This is a genomic window from Aquamicrobium sp. NLF2-7, from assembly GCF_022359935.1.
Classification (GTDB): Bacteria; Pseudomonadota; Alphaproteobacteria; order Rhizobiales; family Rhizobiaceae; genus Mesorhizobium; species Mesorhizobium lusatiense.
Map to the genome: position 1 here is coordinate 1258633 of NZ_JAKSED010000001.1, position 24532 is coordinate 1283164.

The window sequence follows — 24532 nt, forward strand, 5'->3', positions numbered from 1 at the left end:
CAATTGGCCCACTTGCGAAAGTAATGGACCAAACCACGAAAGAACCCCCGACACAACAGGATTATAAGCCCCGCAAGACCTTGCGTATTGCCTGAGTGCACGGAGCCTTGCCTTGACCGACACAGCCCTTCCCGCCCAACGCGTCTCCGGAACCGGCACGGCCCTCACCGTGATTCTGGCGGTGAGCCTCTGCCATGGCATCAATGACATCATGCAATCGCTGCTTTCGGCGATCTATCCGCTGCTGAAGGACAATTATGGCCTCGATTTCTGGCAGATCGGCCTTCTGACATTCACCTTCCAGCTCACAGCTTCGCTGCTGCAGCCGGTGGTGGGCCTGATCACCGACAAAAAACCCATGCCCTTTTCCCTTTCATTCGGCATGATGTCGTCTCTGATCGGGCTGATCATCCTTGCCTATGCCGGGCACTATTGGGTGCTGCTGGCCGGCGCCTCTCTGATCGGCATCGGCTCCTCCATATTCCACCCGGAAGCTTCGCGCATCGCCCGCCTCGCCTCCGGCGGCCGGCACGGTCTGGCGCAGTCCCTGTTCCAGGTGGGCGGTAACGCCGGTCAGGCCATCGGCCCTCTTCTGGCGGCTTTCGTCGTTGTGCCATACGGCCAAAGCAGCATTGCGTGGTTCGCGCTTGCCTCTCTGCTCGGCATCGTCATTCTTTACCGGGTCGGCAACTGGTACAAGCAGTTGCAGGCGAGAACGGCTTCCGCCACAAAATCAGATGCCCCCATCATGACGCTGCCGCGCAAACGCGTTGCCTGGGCGCTCACCATCCTGACCATTCTCGTCCTGTCCAAGAATGCTTACATGGCGGGGCTTTCCAGCTACTACACCTTCTATGTGATCGAAAAATTCGGCGTGTCCGTGCAGATGTCACAGATCCTCCTCTTCGCTTTCCTTGGCGCCTGTGCGCTCGGCATCCTGTTCGGTGGCCCGTTCGGCGACCGTTTCGGACAGAAGGCCATGATCTGGTTCTCCATCATCGGCGTGATTCCCTTCACGCTGGCCCTGCCTTACGCCAACTTCGAATGGACGATCATCCTCACCATCGTCATTGGCCTGATCATGTCTTCTGCTTTCTCCAACATCGTGGTGTTTGCGCAGGAACTGGTTCCGGGACGCGTTGGCATGATTGCCGGCATCTTCTTCGGCTTTGCATTCGGCATGGGCGGCATTGCTGCGGCCCTGCTGGGCATCGTCGCAGACGCGAAGGGTATCGAATACGTCTACCATGCCTGCTCATATCTGCCGCTGATCGGTCTTCTGACCGTCTTCCTTCCCAGCACGAAGACAAAGCGGGTCGCCTGAGCAAATCAGCGCAGGATCGCTGGCTTTTCGCCAGCGGCCTTGCGTGAGAAGGCCCCTTCCGTTATAGAGCCGCCAGCCGCGTAGACACCCTTGGAGGCAACGCGGTCGAAGCCCGCCTTCCCGCTCTGCCATTGCCTGCCCCGCAGGCGAAGACAAAACTCGGGACGCCGCGTCTTCCCGTCTGTTTCGGGCACGCCCGCTGCAGACGCTCCGCATATTAAGAAAGGAAATGCCATGAGCACCAGCTACGAGCTCAAGGCCGAGACGCGCGAAAGGGTCGGTAAGGGGTCCGCCCGTGCCATTCGCCGTGACGGCAAGATTCCCGCAGTTATATATGGCGACAAGCAGCCTCCCCTGGCGATCACCTTGTCGTACAAGGACATCTTCTACAAGATCCATGGCGGCGGCTTCATGACCACCGTTGCCACGATCGACGTGGACGGACAGAAGATCCGCGTCCTGCCCAAGGACTACCAGCTTGACGCCATTCGCGACTTCCCGCTGCATGTCGACTTCCTGCGCGTGAGCGCGAAGTCGGAAGTCACCGTGAACATCCCGGTCCACTTCATCAACGAAGAGAAGTCGCCCGGCCTGAAGCGCGGTGGCGTGCTCAACGTCGTGCGCCACGAAGTCGAGTTCGTCTGCCCGGCCAACGCCATCCCGGATTCGATCACCATCGATCTGGAAGGCACCGAGATCGGTGACGTCATCCACATCTCTTCGGTCAAGCTGCCGAAAGGCATCACGCCCCTCATCGCCGACCGCGACTTCACCGTGGCCACGGTTGCCGGCTCTGCCGCTGCCAAGTCCGAGGCCGACGGCGAAGAAGCTGCGGACAGCGAAGAGAAGTAATTCTCAGTGCCCGGAGACTGACGATGCTGCTCTTTGTGGGCCTCGGCAATCCGGGCGCGAAATATGCAAACAACCGGCACAATGTCGGTTTCATGGCGGCGGACGCGATTGCCCGCCGCCATTCCTTTGCGCCCTGGTCGCGCAAGTTTCAGGCCGAGATTGCCGAAGGCAGGCTTGAAGGCGAGAAGGTGCTGCTCATCAAGCCGCAGACCTTCATGAACCTGTCCGGCCAGTCGGTGGGTGAGGCTCTGCGCTTCTACAAACTCGATGCGTCCGCGGTCACCGTCTTTTACGACGAGATCGATCTTGAACCCGGCAAGGTTCGGGTCAAGAAGGGCGGCGGCGCCGGCGGCCACAATGGCATCCGCTCCCTCGACCAGCATATCGGCAAGGATTACCGCCGGGTTCGCATCGGCGTCGGCCATCCGGGCGTCCGGGAAATGGTGCATGGCCACGTCCTCGGCGATTTCTCCAAGAGTGACCGCGAATGGCTGGAGGTGCTGATCGATGCGATTGGCGACAATGCAGGCCTCATAGCAAGGGGCGACGACAATTCCTTCATGAACCGGGTTACGCTGACACTGCGCGACAAGCTTCAGCCGACCGGTGAAAACGACACTCCGCCGCCAAAGAAAGCAGCGCCCAAGGCGCAGAGCCATATCCGGCAGGCCCGCCAGAACACGCCAGCCGTCAAGGTGCCGGAAAACGGCCCCATGGCTGCGATGCTCAGGAAGCTTCTGGGCAAGGAATAAACTGCCCGGCCTTGACGGGCGGGCGCCCCATCGACCATAGCCGGGACTACTTTCCCAGCAGGACAGGATCAGGAAATCATGGGTTTCAAATGCGGCATCGTCGGCCTGCCCAATGTCGGCAAGTCGACGCTCTTCAACGCACTGACCAGAACAGCCGCCGCACAGGCAGCCAACTATCCGTTCTGCACCATCGAGCCGAATACCGGCGAGGTGGCCGTTCCTGATCCGCGCCTGAAAAAGATCGCGGCAGCGGCAGGCTCGAAGGAAATCATCCCGACCCGCATCTCCTTTGTCGACATCGCCGGCCTCGTCCGTGGCGCGTCCAAGGGCGAAGGGCTTGGCAACCAGTTCCTCGCCAACATCCGCGAGGTCGATGCCATTGTGCACGTGCTGCGCTGCTTTGAGGACGACGACATCACCCATGTCGAAGGCCGCATAGATCCGGTGGCCGACGCAGAGACGGTCGAGACCGAGCTGATGCTCGCCGATCTGGAAAGTCTCGAACGGCGCATCGTGCAGACACGCAAGCGCGCGAGCGGCAAGGACAAGGAATCGCTCGCGGTCCTTCCGATGATGGAACAGGCGCTGGAACTGCTCCAGAACGGCAAGCCGACACGCGTCCTGCTCGATGGCATGGCGGCGGAGGACCTGCGCATCCTTCAGGGCCTCAACCTGCTCACGTCACACCCGGTCCTCTATGTCTGCAACGTTGCTGAGAGCGATGCAGCCGATGGCAACGATCACACCAGAGCCGTCGAGAAGATGGCCGAAGCGCAGGGCGCGCGCGTGGTGATCATTTCCGCTGCGATCGAAGCCGAAGTCGCCCAGCTTCCCGACGAGGAGGCGCAGGAATTCCTGTCATCCATGGGTCTTGAGGAACCGGGACTGGATCGCCTGATCCGGGCCGGCTACGAGCTTCTGCACCTCATCACCTATTTCACCGCCGGCCCGAAGGAAACGCGCGCCTGGACCATCGAGCGCGGCACCAAGGCCCCGCAGGCGGCTGGTGTCATCCACACCGATTTCGAGCGCGGCTTCATCCGCGCCCAGACCATCGCCTACAATGATTTTGTGACGCTGGGCGGGGAAGTTGCGGCCAAGGAAGCCGGAAAGGCCCGTGACGAAGGCAAGGAATATGTCGTTCAGGATGGCGACGTGCTGATGTTCAAGTTCAACACCTGATCCTGCCTGAGCGGCGGTGCCTGTCAGGCTTTGCCGCTCTTCCTGCCCCGCGTCTGCGGTCTTGCCAGCCAGATGCCCCATAGAATAGCAAGGCCTCCAAGCCCCTGAAGCGGAGTTATGGCTTCACCGAAGACAAGCCATGCCAGCGCCGAAGCCACCACGGCTTCCATGAATATCACCAGCGACGAGAACATAGAAGGCAGCGTTCCGAGAGCATAGGACAGCAGCCCCTGTCCTCCGACATGGCTGATGACGGCAAGGCAGACCAGCACCAGCCATCCGGTGGCGTTTGAGGGGAACATCGGCTGGCCATAGAGCAGCCATGCGCCTGCTGCGGCCAGCGCCAGCAGAGCCGCTGTGATCAGGCTCATATGGAATGTAATCCAGGCCGCGCCCTCGGTTTCCCGCGCCTTCTCCACCGTAAGGAAGTAGATGCCGAAGAACAGGCCGGTAAGCGCCCCGAAGAGATCTCCGAGCAGATGATCCGGTGACAATTCAAAAGAATGCCAGACCAGCGCGGCGCCGCCGGCAAGACAGAAGACGAGGCCAATAGCGGTGGCCGCGGTGACACGCCGCCCAAAGACGACCCATCCCAGCAGGCCAACCCAGAGCGGCGCAGTGGTCGCGAAGAAAGTGGAGTTGGCAATGGTGGTGTTGAGAATAGCCAGATGCCAGAAGAACAGATCTCCGGCGAACGCAAGACCGGTGGCGATCACCGCCGGGGAAAACCGTCTTGCCGGTGCAGGCGCCTTGCTGCGCTTCTGTTCAATCCGCATCCATGCGAACAGAAACGGCAGCGCCAGGAACACGCGATAGAAAGCGCTGGCGAAGGGACCGACATCGGACAACCGCACCAGAATCGGCGATACCGCCATTGCCAGCGCCCCGGTCACAAGGGCAAGGAGCGCGGGCCAGTTCGAACCGGCTGCCGAAGGGGCACTGTTCACCGAAACTGACATCCGTCTACCTTCCTGCTGCAAAAGCAGATTTTCCGCTGCAGCCCTGACTGATCTGAGGATCAATCAAACAAAACCAGAAACCTTCACATATCAGGAATATTGAAGTTTGTTCTACGTTACCCGCCAGATAAGCTTGTGCAAGATAAAAAGCCACAGCGTCGAAAACCTGCCTTCAGGACCGCGCGCTTTCTTGACATGATTGCCGTGGAAAAGGCGTTGCAAAGCAGCTTGCGCAACGGAGAATCCGCGTCCATGATAATCGTACAAACTTGAACGGGATTGGGCGCATGGCCGGGAAAAGATGGGCTTACGAGGATTTCGAGGTCGGCAGTTCGCTTGAGCTGGGATCGAAACTGGTGACAGCCGAGGAAATTGTCGAGTTCGCTTCCGAGTTCGACCCTCAGCCCATGCATCTGGAACAGGCGGCCGGTGAAGCGAGCATTCTGGGCGGCCTGTCGGCCTCGGGATGGCACATCTGCGGCATGTTCATGCGTCTGTTGTGTGATTCTCTGCTGCTCGACTCCACGTCGCAGGGTTCACCCGGCATCGACGAAGTCCAATGGAAGAAGCCTGTTCTGGCGGGGGATCGCCTCACGGCCCGCTCGACTGTGCTCGCCAAGCGCATATCGTCCTCACGGCCGGGTCTCGGACTGGTGTCCATGCGCGCCGAAATGATCAACCAGCGCGGCGAAAGCGTGTTCGAACTGCAGAATACCGGCATGTTCCTGAGCCGGGAGGCTGCCCAATGAGCCTGAATGAGTTCTTCGATTTCGGTGTCAGCCGCACGCTCGGCGCACACAGTTTTCAGGCCGGTGAAATCAAGGCGTTCGCAGCGAAATTCGACCCGCAGCCCTTCCACATGGACGAAGACGCCGCCCGCAACAGCGTATTTGGCGGGCTCTGCGCTTCCGGCTGGCATACGGCATCCATGTGGATGCGCTTCAACGCGCAGGATCGCGATGCGGCGATAGCCGGCTGGAAGGGTAAAGGGCCGGCGCCCGAATTCGGTCCCTCACCCGGCTTCCGCAACCTGAAATGGCTGAGACCGGTCTATGCCGGACAGACCATAACCTTCACCCGCACCGATCTGGGGCATCGCCCGCTTGCCTCACGGCCGGGCTGGATACTGCTCAATGCCCGAGGCGAGGCATTTGACGACAAAGGCACAAAGGTGCTCGAATTCGATAACGCGGTGCTGGTGAAGGTTGGAGAAGAACCCGTCTGAGTCCGGCAGCGACGAAAGCATGTCGCCCGAAAGGGACAACCGGTTTCGGGACGACGACATGCGCAAAAACAGGAATTTGAAGCGAAGGAGCGAATCTGAAAGATCGCGACACGCTTCAATAGCGCGTCGGCGGCCTATGCGGGCCGCAGATGCAGCGCCGGAACAGCATGCGCGAGCGATTGCTGCCGGCTTCTCCGGCCAAATGTCGTTTCATTCCATGAGTGAGGCCATGTGGCCCGGCTGAAAGACGATGTGGACCTTTCCCGCGTCAATCGCCCTCGAATTCGATCAGCGTCCGGACCGGAACGCCGAGCGCTTCCAGCTTCTTGCGGCCGCCGAGGCCGGGCAAATCGATCACGAAGCATGCTGCCACTATATCGGCCCCGATCTGGCCAAGCAGCTTGACTGCCGCCTCGGCCGTGCCTCCCGTGGCGATCAGGTCGTCTATGAGAATGACCTTTTCGCCGGGCTTCACCCCGTCACGATGCATTTCCATCTCGTCCAGACCATATTCCAGGCTGTAGGCTACACGTACCGTATCATGCGGCAGCTTCCCCTTCTTGCGGATCGGCACGAAGCCGGCTGATAGCCGATGCGCGACAGCGCCGCCGAGGATGAAGCCACGCGCCTCGATACCCGCGATCTTGTTGACGCCCTTGCCCACGAAAGGCTGCGCCAGCCCTTCCACGGCCATGGCGAATGCATTGGCATCCCCAAGCAGCGTGGTGATATCGCGAAACTGGACGCCCGGCTTCGGATAGTCGGCAATGGTGCGGATTGCGGAGAGCAGTTTTTCCGTAGTCGAAGAGGTCATGGACAGTTTCCGGTTTCGCGCCGATGTTGCGTGGGTTCGGGCCAAAAGAAAAGGGCGCCAAGCAGCGCCCTTTCATTTTTAATCTCCAGACACGCCGCTCAGTGGGGGACGTTCGCCCATACCCTGCGCTTGGTGGCGTACATCAGACCCGCGAACAGGATCAGGAACACCATGACCCGGAAGCCGGTCTTCTTGCGGCTTTCGAGATGCGGCTCGGCAGCCCACATCAGGAAGGCGGACACGTCGCGTGAGTACTGGTCGACGGTCTGCGGCGCGCCATCGTCATAGGTCACCTGATCGTCGGAAAGCGGCGCGGCCATGGCCAACGACTTGCCGCCGATGAAATACGGATTGTAGTGCGTGCCTTCGGCGATCTCCATGCCCGCCGGCGGCTCCTCGTCGTAGCCAGTCAGCAGCGAGTAGATGTAGTCCGGACCGTTTTCGGCATACTGCGTGAAGATGTCGAAAATGAATGTCGGGAATCCACGCTCCACGCCGCGCGCCTTGGCGATCAGCGAAAAGTCAGGCGGAGCAGCGCCACCATTGGAGGCCGCAGCTGCCTGATGGTTCGGGAACGGCGGCGTGAAGTAATCGGACGGCAGACCCGGACGCTCGAACATGTCGCCATCGTCGTTCGGGCCGTCTTCGATGGTGTACTCGGCGGCAAAGGCCTTCACCTGTGCTTCCGAATAGCCAAGATCCTCAAGCGTACGGAACGCGACAAGATCCATGGAGTGACATGCGGAGCAGACTTCCTTGTAGACCTTGAGACCACGCTGAAGCTGCGCCTTGTCATAGGTGCCAAACGGGCCCGCAAAGCTCCACTCCACATTCTTGGGCTTGTGGATGGGGAAATGCGTCGGCTCGGCCGCGCTGTGCTCTTCCTGAGCGACGGCGGTGCCTGCGGCTATCGCCATGCCCACCGCGGCCAGTGAAGCGAGAATCTTCTTCATACCCAAATTCCTCTCGAAAGACTCGTCGCTCAGCCGCGGGTTTCAGGCGACGCAGCAGCGCCTTCGGGGTGGACGGCTCCGCCGGCCTTGTTCTTCTCCAGCACCGCCTCGGTGATCGAGTTGGGCAGGCGCCGTGGCGTCTCGATCAGCCCCAGAACCGGCATGATCACGATGAAGAAGCCGAAATAGTAGAGCGTCGCGATCTGCGCCATGATCACATAGGATCCTTCCGCCGGACGCGACCCCAGCCAGCCGAGGAACACGCAGTCGATGAGGAAGATCCAGAAGAACAGACGGTACCACGGACGGTAGACCGCGGAACGAACCTTCGACGTGTCGAGCCACGGCACCACGAACAGCACGGCGATGGCGCCGAACATGGCCAGAACGCCGCCCAGCTTGGAGTCGATCGGGCCGATGTTGAAGGTGATGGCGCGCAGGATCGCGTAGAACGGCAGGAAGTACCATTCTGGAACGATGTGGGCCGGCGTCTTCAGCGGATCAGCCTGAATGTAGTTGTCCGGGTGGCCGAGATAGTTCGGCATGTAGAAGATGAAGTAGGCGAAGAAGATCAGGAACACGATCATGCCCAGCGCGTCCTTGATGGTCGCGTAAGGCGTGAAGGCGACCGTGTCGGTCTTCGACTTCACCTCGATGCCGGTCGGGTTGTTCTGGCCCGTCACATGCAGGGCCCAGACGTGCAGCACGACCACGCCGGCGATCATGAACGGCAGCAGGTAGTGCAGCGCGAAGAAGCGGTTCAGCGTCGGATTGTCGACGGCAAAACCACCGAGCAGCAGTTCCTGTATCCACGTCCCCACCACCGGAATGGCAGTAAAGAAGCCGGTGATGACGGTAGCGCCCCAGAAGGACATCTGACCCCAGGGCAGAACGTAGCCCATGAAGCCGGTCGCCATCATCAGAAGGTAAATGATGCAGCCCAGGATCCACAGCAGCTCACGCGGCGCCTTGTAGGAGCCGTAGTAGAGGCCGCGCATGATGTGGAGATAGACGGCAATAAAGAAGAACGACGCGCCGTTGGCGTGCATGTAGCGCAGCAGCCAGCCGGAGTTCACGTCACGCATGATCTTCTCGACCGAGCCGAACGCGATGCCGGTGTCGGACGCGTAATGCATCGCCAGCACGATGCCGGTGATGATCTGCGAGACCAGCATGATCGACAGGATGCCGCCGAAGGTCCACATGTAGTTGAGGTTACGTGGAACCGGATAGGCAATGAAGCTGTCATAGACCAGCCGCGGCAGCGGCAGACGTGCATCGAACCAGCGGCCAAGGCCGGTGGTCGGCTCATAGGTGGAGTGTCCCTCGCTCATCGAATTGTCCCCTGCCTCAGCCTATGCGGATCTTGGTATCGGAAATGAACTCGAAGACCGGCACGGTCATGTTCTCGGGCGCCGGGCCTTTGCGGATGCGGCCGGCCGTATCGTAGTGCGAGCCGTGGCACGGGCAGAACCAGCCGCCGAAATCGCCCTGCTGGCCGAGCGGAATGCAGCCGAGATGGGTGCAGACGCCGACCATGACCAGCCAGTTTTCCTTGCCTTCACCAGCCGAACGATCAATGTCGTTAGCAGGTGCATCGGAAGCGATGTTGGCGTTACGGGCCACCGGGTCCTTCAGCTCATCGAGCTTCACCGCTTTGGCGGCCTCGATTTCCTGCTCGGTGCGGTTGCGTACGAAAACCGGCTTGCCGCGCCACTTCACGGTCAGCGACATGCCCGGCTCCAGAGCCGCGACATCGACCTCAACCGAGGAAAGCGCACGCGTCGACGCGTCAGGACGCATCTGGTCGATGAACGGCCAGGCCACAGCGCCTGCACCGACAACGCCGGCCATGCCGGTGGCGATGTATAGAAAATCTCGCCGGGCTGGATTTTCGATATCTGTTTCGCTCACGGGTGACTGATCCTTTCGCCTCATCCGTGCCGAAAGATCGAGCCTTTTCCCCGCTCAAACGCCAGCCTTTTACGCATGGCAACAGGCTAGCGAACTCCTCCGGCATTTTGACTTCGGTTTATGCGCGAAGGCAGCACTTGTCCAGACCGCAACATGAAGATGGGCAGATTGTCGCGGGCAATGAAAAATGCCGGTTTTTTCCGGCTTTAGCCCGTCGCGCGCAAGTATGGGAAAAGGTCTGCGCGCCGGGCTCAGGCTGGCCGGGTTTCTTCCAGCGGGCTTTCCTCGTTGAACAGGAAACCACCGGATTGGCGCTTCCACAGCCGCGCATAGAGGCCGTCCAGCGCCACCAGTTCCTCATGCGTGCCCTGCTCCACGATACGGCCCTGATCAAGCACGACCAGACGGTCAAGCGCCGCGATGGTCGACAGGCGGTGCGCGATGGCGATGACGGTCTTTCCTTCCATCAGCCTGTGGAGATTTTCCTGGATGGCGGCCTCGACATCCGAATCGAGCGCCGATGTGGCCTCGTCGAGAATGAGAATCGGTGCGTCCTTCAGGAAAACACGGGCAATCGCGACGCGCTGGCGCTGGCCGCCGGAGAGCTTGACGCCGCGCTCGCCGACAAAAGCGTCGTAGCCACTGCGGCCACGATTGTCGCGCAGGGTGGCGATAAACTCATTCGCTTCGGCCTTGCGGGCCGCTGCGATCACCTCTTCTTCCGTGGCATCCGGTGCGCCCAGCCTGATGTTGTCACGCAGGGAGCGGTGAAACAGCGCCGTATCCTGACTGACGACGCCGATATTGGATCGCAGCGAATTCTGGGTGACGGTCCTTATGTCCTGCCCGTCGATGCTTATCGAACCGCCCTCGGCGTCGTAGAGGCGCAGGATGAGATTGACCAGAGTGGTCTTGCCCGCGCCCGACGGACCGATCAGGCCGATCTTCTCGCCCGGCCTTATGGTCAGGTCGATGCCGTCCAGAACGCCCCGTCCCTTGCCATAATGGAAGGCAAGATCCCTGACTTCGATGCATCCGCCGGTGACGACAAGCTCGTTCGCATCGGGCGCATCGACCAGCCCGAGCGGCTGCGAGATCAGTTCCTTGGAGTTTTCCAGCACGCCCAGATTCCGCAGAATACCATTGAGCTGCATCATCAGGCGGCCGAGCAGCATGTTGAGACGCAGCACCAGCGACAGCGTGAAGGCCACCGCGCCGACGGTGATGGCGCCCTCGACCCACAGATAGATGGAGAAGCAGGCGATCAGCGTAATCATGACGCCCGAAAGCGCCGTCAGCGCCATGCGCACGCCGGTCAGGCGGCGCGTAAAGGGACGCAAAGCGCCCAGGAAAATGTCGAAGCCATTGCGCAGGTAGCGGTCGTCGCCATCGGCAGCGAACAGCTTCAGCGTCTGCACATTCGAATAGGAATCGACGATGCGGCCATTGATCATCGAGCCCGCCTCGGCGGTGGCTTCCGCATGTTTGCGGATTTCAGGCACATAGATGCGCGCCAGCCAGCCGAAGGCAACGATCCAGACGACGACGAGCGCCGCCAGCCGCCAGTCGAGGCCGGCCACCAGCACAAGCGTCGTGACCGTATAGACGATCATGAACCACACGACCTCGATGAAGCTCTCCATCAGGTCGCCGGTCGCCTGCCCCGCCTGCCACACCTTGGTGGCGATGCGGCCGGCGAAATCGTTCTGGAAGAAGGAATAGGACTGGCGCGACACATGCCGGTGCGCCTGCCAGCGCACCAGATTGTAGAAGCCCGGCGTTATGGTCTGCTCGTTCAGCAGGGCCGAAAGGCTGACCACGATGGTGCGGCCGACCAGCACCACCGCGACCATGAAAATCAGTTCCCAGCCTGCGGCATCCCAGAGAGCTGCCCAGCTGCGTTCGGAAGGAAGCTGGTCGAGTATGTCGACCAGCCGTCCGACGAAATAAAACAGCCCCGCCTCCACCAGCGGCGCCACGCCGCCGATGATCAGCATGGCGAAGAACGCGAACTTCGCCTGCCCCACATAGTGCCACAGGAAGCCGCCGACACTTGCCGGCGGCCTCAGGTTCGCGGGCTCCCGGAACGGATCGACCCGCTCCTCGAACCAGTTGTAGATGGCCTTCATCATCGCGGCTGCTCCGCCGGTTCAGCGTGGAAAAATTGCCGCTCAGTGGAGCATGCGTCGATCATTCGGCCGGCTCTTCTCCAAGTTCGAGCTTCATGCGGGCAGCCGGCTCATGCTGTCCGTCATCGACGAGGAAACCGCCGGACTGACGCTGCCAGAGCTGCGCATAGAGACCGCCCCTTTCGATCAGCTCGTCATGGGTGCCTTCCTCGATGACGCGGCCCTTGTCCATGACCACCAGCCGGTCCATCGCCGCGATGGTCGAGAGCCGGTGCGCGATGGCGATGACGGTCTTGCCCTGCATGAGCCTGTAGAGGTTCTCCTGAATGGCGGATTCGACTTCCGAGTCGAGCGCGGACGTCGCCTCGTCAAGGATGAGAATCGGTGCGTCCTTCAGCATAACACGCGCGATGGCGATGCGTTGCCTCTGGCCGCCCGACAGCTTCACGCCGCGCTCGCCGACATGGGCATCCAGTCCCTTGCGACCCTTGACGTCGGAAAGCCCGGCGATGAAATCCAGCGCCTCGGCCCGCCGTGCCGCCTCGATCACCATCTCCTCGGTCGCATCGGGGCGGCCGTAGAGGATGTTGTCGCGCACGGAGCGGTGCAGGAGCGAAGTGTCCTGCGTGACCATGCCGATATGGGCGCGCAGCGAATCCTGCGTCACATCGGCAATGTCCTGTCCGTCGATCAGGATATGCCCGCGCTCGAGGTCGTAGAAACGCAGCAACAGGTTGACGAGCGTCGACTTGCCCGCGCCCGAGCGGCCGACGACGCCCACCTTCTCGCCCGGCTTCACGGTCAGCGACAGGTGCTCGATGATGCCCCTCTTCTTCCCGTAGTGGAAACCGATGTCGTCGAAACGGATTTCTCCCTTGTCGACCACCAGTTCCTTTGCGCCCGGCTTGTCCTCGACCAGACGCGGAATGGAGATCGAACCGATGCCATCCTGGACCGTGCCGATGTTCTCGAACAGCGCCGAGACCTCCCACATGATCCACTGGGACATGCCCCACAGCCTCAGCACGAGGCCGATGACCACCGCGACGGCGCCGATCGACACCTGCGCGCCCAGCCACAGCCAGATCGACAGGCCGGCCACGGCAACCAGAAGCATCGAGTTCAGCAGGTAGAGAACCCCGTAGAGGCTCGTCACCAGCCGCATCGCCCGGTAGACGGTGTCGAGGAACAGCGCCATGCTTTCGCGCGCATAGCTTGCTTCCCGCCTTGCGTGCGAGAACAGCTTCACCGTCTGGATGTTGGTGTAGCTGTCGACGATGCGCCCGGTCATCAGCGAGCGCGCGTCGGCCTGTTCCTTGCCCACCTTGCCCAGGCGCGGCACGAAGTACTTCAGCAGGAACAGATAGCCCACCAGCCACACCAGCAGCGGCGCGGCCAGCCGCCAGTCTGCCGAGCCGACGATAACCAGCACGCCGAGGAAATAGACGACGACATAGTTGAGCACGTCAACCAGCTTGATCACGCAGTCGCGCACCGCCAGCGCCGTCTGCATCAGCTTGGTGGCGATGCGGCCGGCGAACTCGTCCTGATAGAAGGTCATCGACTGCTTGAGCAGATAGCGATGCACCTGCCAGCGGATGCGCATCGGGTGATTGCCCATCAGCGTCTGCGTGTGGATCAGCGACTGGAACCACACCGTACCCGGCAACAACACCAGCACGACAAAGGCCATGCCGGCCAGCTTCCAGCCTTCCGTCTGCAGGAAGGTCTCGCGATCATGCGCCGACAGCCAGTCCACGATCGAGCCGAGGAACTGGAACATCCACACTTCCGTGATGGCAATGGCGGCGATCAGGACCGCATCGATGGCAATGTATGGCCATGCGCCGCGCGTGAAATGCACACAGAAGGCAATGAGGGTTTTGGGCGGCTCTGCCGTCTCCTCTGTGGGGAAGGGATCGAGCCTCTTTTCAAACCAGCGAAACATCTTTGTTCTCTTGCGTTCAAATTTCGATGCCCGCGCACCGACCCTGTAAAGCCGGAAAAACAGCCACGAAAGCAGCCGCATGCGGGGAATATAGGGCTGCCTCGCCGAATGCCCACGACAGGACACGGAACGAGGCGGCAGCTTGAGGATCTGATGGACGAGACAAGTCGGGATTCCTGCAGGACACCACGCGTGGTTCCAGCGGAAATCGAATCGAGCGTGCTTGTTAGATCAGATGAACGTCGAACCGACTGCCGCCATCAGGCGACTGGTGGGAGACGGTACATGATTGGGTGCATCGGCATATGCATATCCGCCTCCTTCGGTTCGAGTTGACAATGGAGTGTCTATATATCCATTCGCAAATCATGGCCAGACCTCATCCCGGCCAGCGGACAATGCCAGCGCCGCCTGTGGCCGAACTGCAACGGAACCCGTGACCGACATGTCTCCCGCAAACCGCCCCCGCATCGCACTCTACCAGCCCGACATCGCCGGCAATACCGGCACCATATTGCGGCTGGCCGCCTGTCTTGGGCTCGACGTCGACCTGATCGAACCGGCAGGATTCGACATTTCCGACCGTGCCCTGAAACGGGCGGGCATGGATTATCTGGAGATGGCCGCCCTGACCCGCCATGTCGACTGGAACGCCTTCGAGGAAGAAAGGCGGCAGAGAGGCCGGCGTCTGGTGCTGCTCTCCACCAAAGCCAAGGCCTCCTATACGGATTTTGACTTCGCTTCCTCCGACACGCTGCTGTTCGGGCGCGAATCGGCCGGCGTTCCCGAACGCGTGCATGACAGCGCCGATGCGCGCCTCACCATCCCGATGGTCGAAGGCGCGCGCAGCATCAATATAGCCCTGTCGGTCGCCATGGTGGCTGGCGAAGCGCTCCGGCAATTGCGCTGAGGCCTTTCAATCCGCCGCCGGAAGCCGGCGTATGGTGAATTCGATCACGTCGCCCGGACGCTCGAACCAGCTCTCGATTTCGGTCCAGTAAGCCTGTTTCGGCCAGCGTTTGAACCATTCCTGCGCCTTGGCGCGCGCCTCTGGGCGCGACAGCACGAAGGTCTCCCTCAGGAAACCATCGCGCGACTTGCCGCCGCGCTCCATGCGGCTTCGTTCCAGCCGCTTCTTCAGCCCATCCAGCGGCGGTCTTGCGGGCGTTCGCAAAAAAGCCTCCTTGACGCTTGCTTCACAGAGATTAGGGATCACGGCCACAAAAGACGAGTCATTTTACGGACCACGGGGTCCGCAAGCGGAGATGCCAGTGCAACAGCGACCCGACATTCCGGCAGGACTGCCCGCCGACATCGAAGAAAAGAAGCAGACGGCAAGGTTCTGGTTCGAGGAATTGCGCGACCGCATCTGCGCGGCTTTCGAAAGCCTTGAGGACGAACTGTCCGGCCCGCAATCCTCATGGTCGCCCGGCCGCTTCGAGCGCACGCCCTGGGATCGCGACGAAGGTCGCGGCGGTGGCGGCGTCATGTCGATCATGAAGGGCCGCCTGTTCGAGAAGGTCGGCGTCCACACCTCTACCGTCCATGGCGAGTTTTCGCCCGAGTTCCGCAGCCACATTCCCGGTGCGGACGAAGATCCGCGCTTCTGGGCGAGCGGCATTTCCCTGATCGCGCATCCATGGAACCCGAACGTGCCGACCGTCCACATGAACACGCGCATGGTGGTCACCTCGCGCCAGTGGTTCGGCGGCGGCGCCGACCTCACCCCTGTTCTCGACCGGCGGCGCACGCAGGAAGACCCCGACACGGTGGCCTTCCACCGCGCCATGCAGTTCGCCTGCGACAAGCATGCCGGCATCGTCGATTACGGCCGCTACAAGGACTGGTGCGACGAATATTTCTTCCTGCCACACCGCAACGAGCCGCGCGGCATCGGCGGCATCTTCTTCGACTGGCTGCATTCGCCGGACGACAAGGGCGGCTGGAAAGCCGACTTCGCCTTCGTGCAGGATGTCGGCCGCGCCTTCCTGGTCGCGTACCAGCACGTCGTGCGCAGGAACTTCAATGATGGCTGGACCGAGCAGGACCGCGAGGAGCAACTGATCCGCCGCGGCCGCTACGCGGAGTTCAACCTGCTCTATGACCGCGGCACCACGTTCGGCCTGAAGACCGGCGGCAACGTCAACTCCATCCTTTCCAGCCTGCCCCCGGAAGCGAAATGGCCCTGATGCACCCTGTCCGGCGCTAAAATTTCCGTGAAAAGAGCCGGCGCCACAATCCTTGCCCAGATTGCGAAATCGGACAGCGATTGTGGCGTCCACGCCCCTGAAAAATTTCTTTTTAGTCTAATATCCTGCTGAAAAATCAGGGATAAATTTCATGACGGACCGGGAAACGCCGGCGGTTCGTCAAGCCCGGACCGCGACCCGACGTGTCCGGACGGTCCGCTCAATCCGGACCCTGCAAAAGCATCGGGGTTCGCGATCTCACGGAGAGCCTGCCATGCGCACGCTTGTTGTTTCGACTGTTGCAACCCTTCTCCTCGCCGGCGGTTCGGCGGCATTCGCCGCTCCGCACCAGACCACCGGCCAGATCAGGCAGTTCACCGCCGGCAAGACGCTCGTCCTTCAGGACGGCTCGGCCTTCCAGTTGGCGAAGACATTCAGGAATCCGGGCCTCAAGGTCGGCGAGAAGGTGTCGGTGAACTGGGATATGAGCGGCAAGAACAAGATCGCCGAGTCCGTCATGGTCGTGAAATAGCGTTTTCCCGGCCGTCGCATATCAGGCGCAGCCGGCTGCTGCGCCTGATATGCTGATCCATTGCCATCAAATTTGATCACCTTATGGATCGACTTCGCGCCTGATGTGTTATGCTCGCACTCCATTGAAGACGAGGAAAGGAGACACCGATGAAGCAATTTCACTGTGGTTCGCTCGTCCCGGGCTGCGAATGGCACACCCGCGCAGACGAGGAAGCGGAAGTGATGCGCCGCGCCGTCGAGCACATGCGTGAGACACACGGCGAGAGCGTCATTCGTGAAACGATGATCGAGGCCATACGCTCGCGCATCGAGAAGATCAGGAACGCGGCCTGATCTCTTCCGTCGCGCGCTCCAGCAACGCATCGCGTCCGAGCATGAAACCGCTTGCGATCCACTCCTGCTCAAGCCGTCTGAGCAGTGTTCCGAGGATTGGGCCGGGCGCGATGCCGAGTGCCGTCAGGTCGGCGCCCTTGAGCGGGAACTCCGGCCTCGTCCATTTCCGCACGAAGCCGAGTTGCCGGGCATAGCCGCCAGCCTCCAACAGCGCCTTGTCGTCTTCAGCAGCGCGGGCCCGCGCTGCTGAAAGGGCGATCGCTAGCCTGTCGCCCACGGCCTGCGCATCGCCCTCATAAAGCTCGCGGGCAAGCGCGCCTTCAGTCGTGCCGGGCCGGACGGCGGGTGCAAGCGCCCACTTGTCCAGACGATCCGCTTCCGCCCGTGACATGCGCATCCGCTTTGCCAGAGCCTTCATGCGCGCCGCATCCGGCGGCAGCATCGTTTCCAGCCGCAGCATGGCGTCCACCGGCCAGCCAAGATCGCCCTCGGCGCGCACCAGCGCGTGGATTCCGTCGATGCCCCATTTCTCGCTTTCGGGAAGAATGCGCGACAGCACGCCGGACTGGCGCATCCACAACAGTGCCCGGGACGGATCGGGCGCACAAAGCAGCTTCTTCAGTTCCGCCCAGACGCGTTCCGCCGAAAGCCGGTCGAGACCTTCCTTCAGGCGCGCGCAGGCTTTCAGACCTTCACCATCAGGCCTGCCGCCACCATACCAGGCGAAGAAGCGAAAAAACCGCAGAATACGCAGGTAGTCCTCGCGGATGCGCGCTTCCGGATCGCCGATGAAGCGCAGCCGCTGCGCCTCGATGTCGGCCAGCCCGCCAACGAAGTCGATGACCGTGCCGTCGGCTTCGGCGTAGAGTGCGTTGATGGTGAAATCGCGCCGCTCCGCATCCGCTTTCCAGTCACGCCCGAAGGCGACGCGGGCATGGCGACCGTCCGTCTCGACATCGGCACGCAGCGTCGTCACCTCGAACGGCCGCCCGCCGGCAACCACCGTGATCGTTCCATGGTCAATGCCTGTCGGGACAGGTTTGAAACCTGCCTCCTTAGCGCGGCGCATGGTCTCGGCCGGCAGGTTGGTCGTCGCGATGTCGACATCGGCGACGGGCTGGCCGAGCAATGCGTTGCGCACTGCGCCGCCCGCGATGCGGGCTTCCCCGCCCTCTTCGCTCAGAACCGACAGCAGGCGCTGCAGATGCTCATCCACCAGCCAGTCGCCGCGCCCGGCAATGCTTACCTTGTCGCTCACGCATAGAGCCTTTCATAAAGGGTGCGGATGATGCCGGCAGTCACACCCCATATGCGCTGGCCGTCATAGGGCATCTCGTAGAAATACCATTCGAGATCGTTCCACATGCGGCTGTCGCGGCGATGGTTGACCGGGTCCATGAGGAAGCGCAGCGGCACCTCGAAGGCCGTATCCACCTCCTGCGGGTTGAGATCGAGGCGGAAACCGGGCTTCACCACCGAAAGCACGGGCGAGATGAGATAACCGCTGCCCGACACATAGTCGGGCATCCGCCCCACCACGTCGATGAACTTGTCTGGCAGACCGATTTCCTCCTGCGTCTCGCGCAGCGCCGTGTATTCCGGGGTGGGATCGGTGGCATCGACGCGCCCGCCGGGAAATGCCACCTGCCCGGTATGATTGCGCAGCGTCTCGGAGCGCTTGGTGAGCAGCACGGTGGCTTCATCGCCATGGTCCACCACCGGGATCAGCACCGCTGCCGGCCGCAACTGCATGGTTTCCAGCGCGAGCCGTGGATGGCCCGGATTGAAACGATGATCGCCATAGACCTGACCCGGCGCTTGTACGGGTGACTGCGCAAGCGCGCGCATGCGAAAACCTTCGGCCGAAAACGGAGATTTCGGAGCCATGGCAATCAACCGCTGAGCTGTTTCAGCCGGGCGGCCGGCATGATCGGATAAACCTCGCCATTGGAACGCAGCGCGAACATCGGGCCCTGCGGTGTCTCAACCTCTTCGCCATACTCGACAAGCTGGTACATGACCGGGCGCGAAACCAGCGCTTCCAGCCGACCCCGCACCAGAACGTAAGGCTTCAGCCCGCCGGTTTCTTCTTCCTCGACAAAGCGCATCGGATTATCGGGGCCGGCCTCGACGACATCGCCGACATTGGTGCGGAAGGTAACGATCTGCCGCCCGTCCCGCTGGGACACATCCGCCTCGACGGCCACGAAGGGTGCATCGACGACGCGGATGCCGACCTTTTCCACCGGCGTCACCAGATAGGTGCGGCCATCTTCGTCCTTGCGCAGCACGGTGGAGAAGAGCCGCACAAGCGCGGGGCGCCCGATCGGCGTGCCGAGATAGAACCACGTTCCGTCAGCGCGAATCTCCATATCGAGATCGCCGCAGAAATCCGGATTCCACTTGTCCACAGGCGGCAGGCCCTTGCCGGACCGGGTCGCGCGGGCGATCAGCGCCTCCAGTCCGCCGGCATCTGCGGCGGACTGGAGGCCTTGTTCCTGTTCTGGCTTGCGTTCGCTCATGGTCACGAAATAGTCACTGTTGTCGCGCTTGTCAGCCTTAGCCTGTGATTTAGACTCTTCACGTCTTTATGCAATGCTGCGAGTCACGGCATCGTGGGCAGGCCATTGCCCGCAAGCAGGGCCGAAACCAGAGGACCGAGGCACCATGAGCGTCATCGTCACCGAAAGCCCGATCAGCGAAAAGGACATGATCGCACAGGCCGAAAAGGCTCTGGCCGACATTTCGGCAGTGCGTGACGGCGTCGGCAGAGTGATCTTCGGTCAGGAAAGCGTGGTCGAGCGCACCCTGGTGGCGCTTCTGGCGGGCGGCCATGCACTGCTGGTCGGCGTGCCGGGCCTTGCCAAGACCAAGCTGGTGGAAACGCTGGGCATTGTGCTTGGCCTCGATACCCGCCGCGTGCAGTTCACGCCGGACCTCATGCCTTCCGACATTCTGGGTTCGGAGGTGATGGAGCAGGACGAGAACGGCCGCCGTTCCTTCCGCTTCATTCCCGGCCCCATCTTCGCGCAACTGCTGATGGCCGACGAGGTCAACCGCGCCTCGCCGCGCACCCAGTCGGCCCTTCTGCAATCCATGCAGGAATACCACGTCACCGTTGCCGGGCAGCGTTATGACCTCCCCGCACCCTTCCATGTGCTGGCGACCCAGAACCCGCTGGAGCAGGAAGGCACCTATCCCCTGCCCGAGGCCCAGCTCGACCGTTTCCTGATGCAGATCGACATCCTCTACCCGGATATGGACGCCGAACGCCGCATTCTTCTGGAAACGACGGGAACGTCCGAGGTCCGCGCCGCCAACATTCTCACGCCGGAGCGGCTGCGGGAAATCCAGACCCTCATCCGCCGCATGCCGGTTCCGGAAACCGTTGTCGACGCGATCCTGAAGCTGGTGCGCTCGGCGCGCCCCGGACAGGGCGATGCCGAAACCGACCGCGACGTGGCGTGGGGCCCCGGCCCCCGCGCCAGTCAGGCGCTGACATTGTGCGCCCGCGCCCGCGCCCTCTATGACGGGCGTCTGGCTCCCTCCGTCGATGACGTGAAGGCGCTGGCCGAGCCGGTGCTTCAGCATCGCATGGCCCTGACCTTTGCCGCACGCGCCGAAGGCATGAGCGTGCGCGATGTCGTGGCGAGGCTTGCAAAGGCGGTCTGATGGCCAGGATCGGCGAGTTTCAGGCTCCTGCCGAAGCGCGCGAGGCGCTGGCAAGGGCACGCCAGCGGGCCGCCCTCGTGCCGGACCTGCTGATTGAGGCGCGCCGTATCGTCAACACGGTGGTTTCGGGCTGGCATGGCCGCCGCAAACGCGGCATCGGCGAGAATTTCTGGCAGTTCCGGCCCTATGTGGACGGCGAGTCGGTCAGCCGCATCGACTGGCGCCGCTCCGCCCGCGACGACCACACCTATCTCCGTGACCGCGAATGGGAAGCCGCGCACACCGTGTGGCTGTGGGCGGACATGTCGGCCTCCATGCTCTACAAATCGACGCTCGCCACCGTATCCAAGCAATCGCGCGCGCTGGTTCTGGCGCTCGCCGCGGCGGAGCTCCTGTCGCGCGGCGGCGAGCGCATCGGCTGGCCGGGCCTCACCGACCCCTTCAGCGCCCGCAACGGCGCAGAGCGCATCGCCTCGCATCTCGCCCATGCGTCAGCACTGCCGGACAGGCCTGACCTCTCCGGGATCCGGCGCTTCAGCGATGTGGTCCTGATCAGCGACTTCCTCGATCCGATCGAGGACACGCTCGGCTGGCTTGACGTGTTGACCCGCAACGGCGTGCGCGCCCATCTCATCGATATTGCCGATCCGGCCGAGGAAACCTTCCCCTATTCGGGCCGTACGGAATTCACCGACCCCGAAAGCGGCGACAAGCTGACCGCAGGCCGGGCCGAGACGCTGGCCGCCGATTATCGGCGCCTGTATGTGGCGCGTCGCGAGGAGCTCGCCGCCCATGCCAGACGCCACGACTGGAGTTTCACCGTCAGCCACACCGATCGGCCTGCCTCCGAGGCGCTGGTGCGTCTCCATGCGGCGCTGAGCGCCGCCGGCGGTTTTGATGCTCAGGCAAAAACAGGGAGGCAATCGGCATGAGCTGGCTGCCGCTCTCCTTCGGAGCGCCAATGGTGCTGTTCGGGCTGCTGGCGCTGCCGGTGATCTGGTGGCTGCTGCGCTTTACCCCGCCCAGACCCCAGACCGAGCTGTTCCCGCCACTGAAGATCCTTGCCCGCGTGCTCAAGCGCGAGGAAACACCACGGCAAAGCCCGTGGTGGCTGACGCTTCTGCGTCTCCTCATGGCCGCGCTCGTCATCATGGCGCTGGCGGACCCGGTGCTCAATCCGCGCGAGGAAGCGCCTGCGCGCGGAGCCGGCCTCGCGCTGGTCATCGACAATGGCTGGGCCTCCGCACCTGACTGGGACAAGCGCGTTGCCACCGCCCGGCGGCTTATCGCGGATGCCGGCACGTCCGACATTCCGGTGATACTCGCCTTCACCGCCGAAAAGCCGAATGCCGATATCGGCCCCTTCGACGCCAACGCCGCGCTCGATCGCCTGCGCGCGACCAAGCCGCGACCGATCCCGACCGACCGGCAGGCGGTCTATGCCCGCGTCGGCGAGGCACTCGCTGCGATGCCGGGTGCCGGCATCGCCGTGCTCAGCGATGGCCTGGAAGCTCCGGACGACAGGCCGGCTTTCGCAGCACTTCTGGCGCGTGGGGCAGCAAGCCTCATATGGGCCGCACCCGAACGCATCGCGCCGATCGCGCTGACGGCGACGGAGAACGAGGTCGACGGCTTCTCGCTGACGGCGATCCGCGCACCGGGCAATGCCGCGCCAGCCCGTCTCACCGCCGGCGCGTTCGACGACAAGGGCCGCCGCATCGCCGATGCCGTGCTCGCCTTCAGTGCCGGCGAGGACACCGCCACCGCGACGATGACCGTGCCATTCGAACTGCGCAACGACTTCGCCTCCGTCGCGCTGGACGGCGAACGCCACGCCGGCGCGGTGCGGGTTCTGGACGAAAGCTCCAGACGCCGCCGCGTCGGGCTGATCTCGCAATCCGAAGCCGATCAGGCGCAGCCACTTTTGTCCCCGCTCTACTATATCCGCCGCGCGCTTTCTCCCTTCGCCGATCTGATCGAGCCGTCGAATCCCGATCTGGCCGAGGCCATTCCCCAGATTCTCGACCAGAAGCCGGCCATGATCATCCTGTCCGATGTCGGCGCCATGCCCGAACAGGCGCGGGCGAGGCTCGCCGACTGGGTTCAGGGCGGAGGCACGCTGGTGCGTTTCGCCGGTCCCCGGCTTGCCAATGCCGGCAACGACGACCTGCTGCCCGTGCGGCTGCGCGGCGGCGAGCGCAACTTCGGCGGCGCGCTTTCGTGGACCACGCCGCAGCCGGTGACGGAATTTCCCCCTTCCGGCCCCTTCGCCGATCTCACCCCGCCGCGCGACGTGACGGTCAGCCGGCAGGTGCTGGCCGAGCCTTCGGCGGATATCGTCGATCGCACATGGGCGAGCCTTGCCGATGGCACGCCGCTGGTGACAGGTGCGAAGCGCGGCAAGGGCAGCATCGTGCTCTTCCACATCGCGCCGACCGCGACATGGTCGAACCTGCCGATCTCCGGCAGCTTCGTGGAAATGCTCCAGCGCGTCGTGCTGCTCTCGCGCAATCAGGGCAGCATCGAGACGCCGGCCGACGCCACGCCGGCAGCACTTGCGCCCTATCGCATGATCGCCGCCGATGGCGCCCTTGTCCCTCCCTCTCCCGAGGCACGGCCGTTGACGCCGGGCTCCGGCGCTGCGGTGACGATGGAGAACCCGCCCGGCCTTTATGGTTCGGAAGCTGGCGTGCTGGCACACAATCTGCTTTCCTCCGAAAGCAGGCTGCAGCCGATCGCACGGCCGCAGGCACAGGTTCCGGTGACGGAGATCGCCTATGCCTTCGATGAATCGAGTCCTCTCAAAGGTCCCTTCATTGCCGCCGCACTTGTGCTGATGGCGCTCGACACGCTGGCGGTTCTATGGATGGGCGGCATTCTGGGGCGGCGGCGCAAGGGCCGCAATACGGCCGCCACCACTGCTGCTGCGTCTCTGCTGCTCGCCGCTTCCCTTTCTGTCCTGCTCGTCCAGAATGCTTCCGCGCAGGATGCAAAACCGGACGATGCCGCGTCCATCGAGGCGATTTCGACCACCCGCCTCGCCTATGTGATCACCGGCACGTCAGGCGTCGATGCGGTCAGCCGCGCCGGGCTTCAGGGTCTCACCCGCTTTCTCATCGAGAAAACCTCCATGGAGCCGGGAGAACCGGCGGGCGTGGATATCGCCAGGGACGAACTGGCCTTCTATCCGCTGATCTACTGGCCGATCGATCCGGCCTCCCCGATGCCCGGCGAAGAGGCCATCGCACGCATCGACGCCTATATGCGTCAGGGCGGAACGGTGCTGTTCGATACGCGCGACCAGTATTCGAGCGGCTTCGGCGAAGGCTCGGCAAGTCCCGCAACCCAGCGTCTGCGCGACATTCTCGGAAACCTCAACATACCGCCACTGGAGCCGGTGCCCGCAGACCATGTGCTGACCAAGTCGTTCTATATGGTTCCGGAGTTTCCCGGCCGCTTCAACGGCAGCCCGATGTGGGTGGAAGCCTCGCTGGACGCCTCCAACGACGACAACCGCCCCGTGCGCACCGGCGACGGCGTGTCGCCCATCCTGATAACCGCCAATGATCTTGCCGGCGCATGGGCGACCGATGCCGGTGGAGAGCCGCTGTTTCCCACCGTCCCGCCCGATCCGATGCAGCGCGTCTATGCGCTGCGCGGCGGGGTCAACATCATGATGTACATGCTGACCGGCAACTACAAGTCCGATCAGGTGCATGTGCCGATCCTGCTCGAACGGCTGGGGCAGTAAG

24 protein-coding genes are annotated in these 24532 nt (G+C 62.6%); 13 read left to right on the forward strand and 11 right to left on the reverse strand.

Translation table 11 applies throughout. The annotated features are described in order from the left end of the window. Positions 1-112 precede the first annotated feature (112 nt). From MIC97_RS06155 to ychF, 4 genes are all read left to right on the forward strand, one after another. A complete protein-coding gene (locus MIC97_RS06155; RefSeq protein WP_239799295.1) occupies positions 113-1324 on the forward strand; it encodes an MFS transporter in 1212 nt (403 codons plus the stop codon). A gap of 234 nt (positions 1325-1558) precedes the next feature. After that, positions 1559-2176 carry a 50S ribosomal protein L25/general stress protein Ctc gene (locus MIC97_RS06160; RefSeq protein ID WP_239799296.1) on the forward strand — a complete coding sequence of 206 codons (618 nt, stop codon included), beginning with the start codon at positions 1559-1561 and terminating at the stop codon, positions 2174-2176. A gap of 23 nt (positions 2177-2199) precedes the next feature. Then, positions 2200-2928, forward strand: a complete 729-nt coding sequence (gene pth / locus MIC97_RS06165; protein WP_239799297.1) for an aminoacyl-tRNA hydrolase — start codon at positions 2200-2202, stop codon at positions 2926-2928. Positions 2929-3006: 78 nt separating this feature from the next. Beyond that, positions 3007-4110 (forward strand): redox-regulated ATPase YchF, encoded by a 1104-nt coding sequence (gene ychF / locus MIC97_RS06170; RefSeq protein ID WP_239799298.1) that lies wholly within the window; start codon positions 3007-3009, stop codon positions 4108-4110. 23 nt (positions 4111-4133) lie between these two features. Here ychF and MIC97_RS06175 read toward each other — a convergent pair whose 3' ends face one another. Then, positions 4134-5069, reverse strand: a complete 936-nt coding sequence (locus MIC97_RS06175; RefSeq protein WP_239799299.1) for a DMT family transporter — start codon at positions 5067-5069, stop codon at positions 4134-4136. Between the two features lie 287 nt (positions 5070-5356). On the opposite strand from MIC97_RS06175, the gene MIC97_RS06180 reads away from it, so the two are divergent. Both MIC97_RS06180 and MIC97_RS06185 read left to right on the forward strand, forming a co-directional pair. Further along, a complete protein-coding gene (locus MIC97_RS06180) occupies positions 5357-5818 on the forward strand; it encodes a MaoC family dehydratase (RefSeq protein ID WP_239799300.1) in 462 nt (153 codons plus the stop codon). Next, a complete protein-coding gene (locus tag MIC97_RS06185) occupies positions 5815-6294 on the forward strand; it encodes a MaoC family dehydratase (protein WP_239799301.1) in 480 nt (159 codons plus the stop codon). Before MIC97_RS06180 ends, MIC97_RS06185 begins: the two co-directional genes overlap by 4 nt. Positions 6295-6562: 268 nt before the next feature. Here the strand turns inward: MIC97_RS06185 and MIC97_RS06190 are convergent, their stop codons facing one another. The 6 genes from MIC97_RS06190 to MIC97_RS06215 form a co-directional block, all read right to left on the reverse strand. Continuing rightward, on the reverse strand, positions 6563-7108 hold the full coding sequence (locus MIC97_RS06190; protein WP_239799302.1) for an adenine phosphoribosyltransferase: 546 nt from the start codon (positions 7106-7108) through the stop codon (positions 6563-6565). 98 nt (positions 7109-7206) lie between these two features. Beyond that, positions 7207-8061: a cytochrome c1 gene (locus MIC97_RS06195; protein WP_239799303.1), complete on the reverse strand. Its 855-nt coding sequence runs from the start codon at positions 8059-8061 to the stop codon at positions 7207-7209. 29 nt (positions 8062-8090) lie between these two features. Then, the gene (locus tag MIC97_RS06200; RefSeq protein WP_183832609.1) at positions 8091-9395 is read right to left on the reverse strand and encodes a cytochrome b N-terminal domain-containing protein; all 1305 of its coding nucleotides are present in this window, start codon (positions 9393-9395) and stop codon (positions 8091-8093) included. Between the two features lie 16 nt (positions 9396-9411). Next, positions 9412-9975, reverse strand: a complete 564-nt coding sequence (gene petA, locus MIC97_RS06205; protein WP_280197967.1) for a ubiquinol-cytochrome c reductase iron-sulfur subunit — start codon at positions 9973-9975, stop codon at positions 9412-9414. A gap of 251 nt (positions 9976-10226) precedes the next feature. Next, the gene (locus MIC97_RS06210) at positions 10227-12107 is read right to left on the reverse strand and encodes an ABC transporter ATP-binding protein (RefSeq protein WP_239799304.1); all 1881 of its coding nucleotides are present in this window, start codon (positions 12105-12107) and stop codon (positions 10227-10229) included. Between the two features lie 58 nt (positions 12108-12165). After that, positions 12166-14052 (reverse strand): ABC transporter ATP-binding protein, encoded by a 1887-nt coding sequence (locus tag MIC97_RS06215; RefSeq protein WP_239799305.1) that lies wholly within the window; start codon positions 14050-14052, stop codon positions 12166-12168. A gap of 445 nt (positions 14053-14497) precedes the next feature. On the opposite strand from MIC97_RS06215, the gene MIC97_RS06220 reads away from it, so the two are divergent. Continuing rightward, positions 14498-14962, forward strand: coding sequence for a tRNA (cytidine(34)-2'-O)-methyltransferase (locus tag MIC97_RS06220; protein WP_239799306.1), 465 nt, complete (start codon positions 14498-14500; stop codon positions 14960-14962). 6 nt (positions 14963-14968) lie between these two features. On the opposite strand, the gene MIC97_RS06225 is transcribed toward MIC97_RS06220, so the two are convergent. Further along, positions 14969-15226 (reverse strand): hypothetical protein, encoded by a 258-nt coding sequence (locus MIC97_RS06225; RefSeq protein ID WP_183832614.1) that lies wholly within the window; start codon positions 15224-15226, stop codon positions 14969-14971. 97 nt (positions 15227-15323) lie between these two features. On the opposite strand from MIC97_RS06225, the gene hemF reads away from it, so the two are divergent. From hemF to MIC97_RS06240, 3 genes are all read left to right on the forward strand, one after another. Continuing rightward, entirely contained in the window at positions 15324-16241 is a 918-nt protein-coding gene (hemF, locus tag MIC97_RS06230) for an oxygen-dependent coproporphyrinogen oxidase (protein WP_239799307.1), read from the forward strand. Between the two features lie 274 nt (positions 16242-16515). Beyond that, positions 16516-16773, forward strand: coding sequence for a DUF1344 domain-containing protein (locus tag MIC97_RS06235; RefSeq protein WP_239799308.1), 258 nt, complete (start codon positions 16516-16518; stop codon positions 16771-16773). A 149-nt stretch (positions 16774-16922) separates the two neighbouring features. Beyond that, positions 16923-17108: a DUF1059 domain-containing protein gene (locus MIC97_RS06240; protein WP_239799309.1), complete on the forward strand. Its 186-nt coding sequence runs from the start codon at positions 16923-16925 to the stop codon at positions 17106-17108. Here MIC97_RS06240 and MIC97_RS06245 read toward each other — a convergent pair. From MIC97_RS06245 to MIC97_RS06255, 3 genes are read right to left on the reverse strand one after another with little or no spacing between them, the layout of a single operon-like run. Then, positions 17092-18366: a CCA tRNA nucleotidyltransferase gene (locus tag MIC97_RS06245; protein ID WP_239799310.1), complete on the reverse strand. Its 1275-nt coding sequence runs from the start codon at positions 18364-18366 to the stop codon at positions 17092-17094. The genes MIC97_RS06240 and MIC97_RS06245 overlap by 17 nt on opposite strands. Beyond that, positions 18363-18956, reverse strand: coding sequence for a CoA pyrophosphatase (locus MIC97_RS06250; RefSeq protein ID WP_239799311.1), 594 nt, complete (start codon positions 18954-18956; stop codon positions 18363-18365). Before MIC97_RS06250 ends, MIC97_RS06245 begins: the two co-directional genes overlap by 4 nt. Positions 18957-19000: 44 nt before the next feature. Then, entirely contained in the window at positions 19001-19630 is a 630-nt protein-coding gene (locus tag MIC97_RS06255) for a DUF1285 domain-containing protein (protein ID WP_239801048.1), read from the reverse strand. A 145-nt stretch (positions 19631-19775) separates the two neighbouring features. Here MIC97_RS06255 and MIC97_RS06260 point away from each other — a divergent pair, with 145 nt between their 5' ends. Genes MIC97_RS06260 through MIC97_RS06270 form a run of 3 tightly spaced genes read left to right on the forward strand, consistent with a single transcriptional unit; the run spans position 19776 to position 24531 of the window. Further along, entirely contained in the window at positions 19776-20780 is a 1005-nt protein-coding gene (locus MIC97_RS06260; protein WP_239799312.1) for a MoxR family ATPase, read from the forward strand. Continuing rightward, positions 20780-21712 carry a DUF58 domain-containing protein gene (locus tag MIC97_RS06265; RefSeq protein WP_239799313.1) on the forward strand — a complete coding sequence of 311 codons (933 nt, stop codon included), beginning with the start codon at positions 20780-20782 and terminating at the stop codon, positions 21710-21712. The genes MIC97_RS06260 and MIC97_RS06265 overlap by 1 nt, the downstream gene beginning before the upstream one ends. Continuing rightward, a complete protein-coding gene (locus MIC97_RS06270) occupies positions 21709-24531 on the forward strand; it encodes a DUF4159 domain-containing protein (protein WP_239799314.1) in 2823 nt (940 codons plus the stop codon). Before MIC97_RS06265 ends, MIC97_RS06270 begins: the two co-directional genes overlap by 4 nt. Position 24532: the final 1 nt, after the last annotated feature.

Coding starts and splice junctions, on each gene's coding strand:
- MIC97_RS06160 (WP_239799296.1), top strand. CDS start 1,559: ATGAGCACCAGCTACGAGCTCAAGGCCGAGACGCGCGAAAGGGTCGGT.
- pth (WP_239799297.1), top strand. CDS start 2,200: ATGCTGCTCTTTGTGGGCCTCGGCAATCCGGGCGCGAAATATGCAAAC.
- ychF (WP_239799298.1), top strand. CDS start 3,007: ATGGGTTTCAAATGCGGCATCGTCGGCCTGCCCAATGTCGGCAAGTCG.
- MIC97_RS06175 (WP_239799299.1), bottom strand. CDS start 5,069: ATGTCAGTTTCGGTGAACAGTGCCCCTTCGGCAGCCGGTTCGAACTGG.
- MIC97_RS06180 (WP_239799300.1), top strand. CDS start 5,357: ATGGCCGGGAAAAGATGGGCTTACGAGGATTTCGAGGTCGGCAGTTCG.
- MIC97_RS06185 (WP_239799301.1), top strand. CDS start 5,815: ATGAGCCTGAATGAGTTCTTCGATTTCGGTGTCAGCCGCACGCTCGGC.
- MIC97_RS06190 (WP_239799302.1), bottom strand. CDS start 7,108: ATGACCTCTTCGACTACGGAAAAACTGCTCTCCGCAATCCGCACCATT.
- MIC97_RS06195 (WP_239799303.1), bottom strand. CDS start 8,061: ATGAAGAAGATTCTCGCTTCACTGGCCGCGGTGGGCATGGCGATAGCC.
- MIC97_RS06200 (WP_183832609.1), bottom strand. CDS start 9,395: ATGAGCGAGGGACACTCCACCTATGAGCCGACCACCGGCCTTGGCCGC.
- MIC97_RS06210 (WP_239799304.1), bottom strand. CDS start 12,107: ATGATGAAGGCCATCTACAACTGGTTCGAGGAGCGGGTCGATCCGTTC.
- MIC97_RS06215 (WP_239799305.1), bottom strand. CDS start 14,052: ATGTTTCGCTGGTTTGAAAAGAGGCTCGATCCCTTCCCCACAGAGGAG.
- MIC97_RS06220 (WP_239799306.1), top strand. CDS start 14,498: ATGTCTCCCGCAAACCGCCCCCGCATCGCACTCTACCAGCCCGACATC.
- MIC97_RS06235 (WP_239799308.1), top strand. CDS start 16,516: ATGCGCACGCTTGTTGTTTCGACTGTTGCAACCCTTCTCCTCGCCGGC.
- MIC97_RS06240 (WP_239799309.1), top strand. CDS start 16,923: ATGAAGCAATTTCACTGTGGTTCGCTCGTCCCGGGCTGCGAATGGCAC.
- MIC97_RS06250 (WP_239799311.1), bottom strand. CDS start 18,956: ATGCGCGCGCTTGCGCAGTCACCCGTACAAGCGCCGGGTCAGGTCTAT.
- MIC97_RS06255 (WP_239801048.1), bottom strand. CDS start 19,630: ATGAGCGAACGCAAGCCAGAACAGGAACAAGGCCTCCAGTCCGCCGCA.
- MIC97_RS06260 (WP_239799312.1), top strand. CDS start 19,776: ATGAGCGTCATCGTCACCGAAAGCCCGATCAGCGAAAAGGACATGATC.
- MIC97_RS06265 (WP_239799313.1), top strand. CDS start 20,780: ATGGCCAGGATCGGCGAGTTTCAGGCTCCTGCCGAAGCGCGCGAGGCG.
- MIC97_RS06270 (WP_239799314.1), top strand. CDS start 21,709: ATGAGCTGGCTGCCGCTCTCCTTCGGAGCGCCAATGGTGCTGTTCGGG.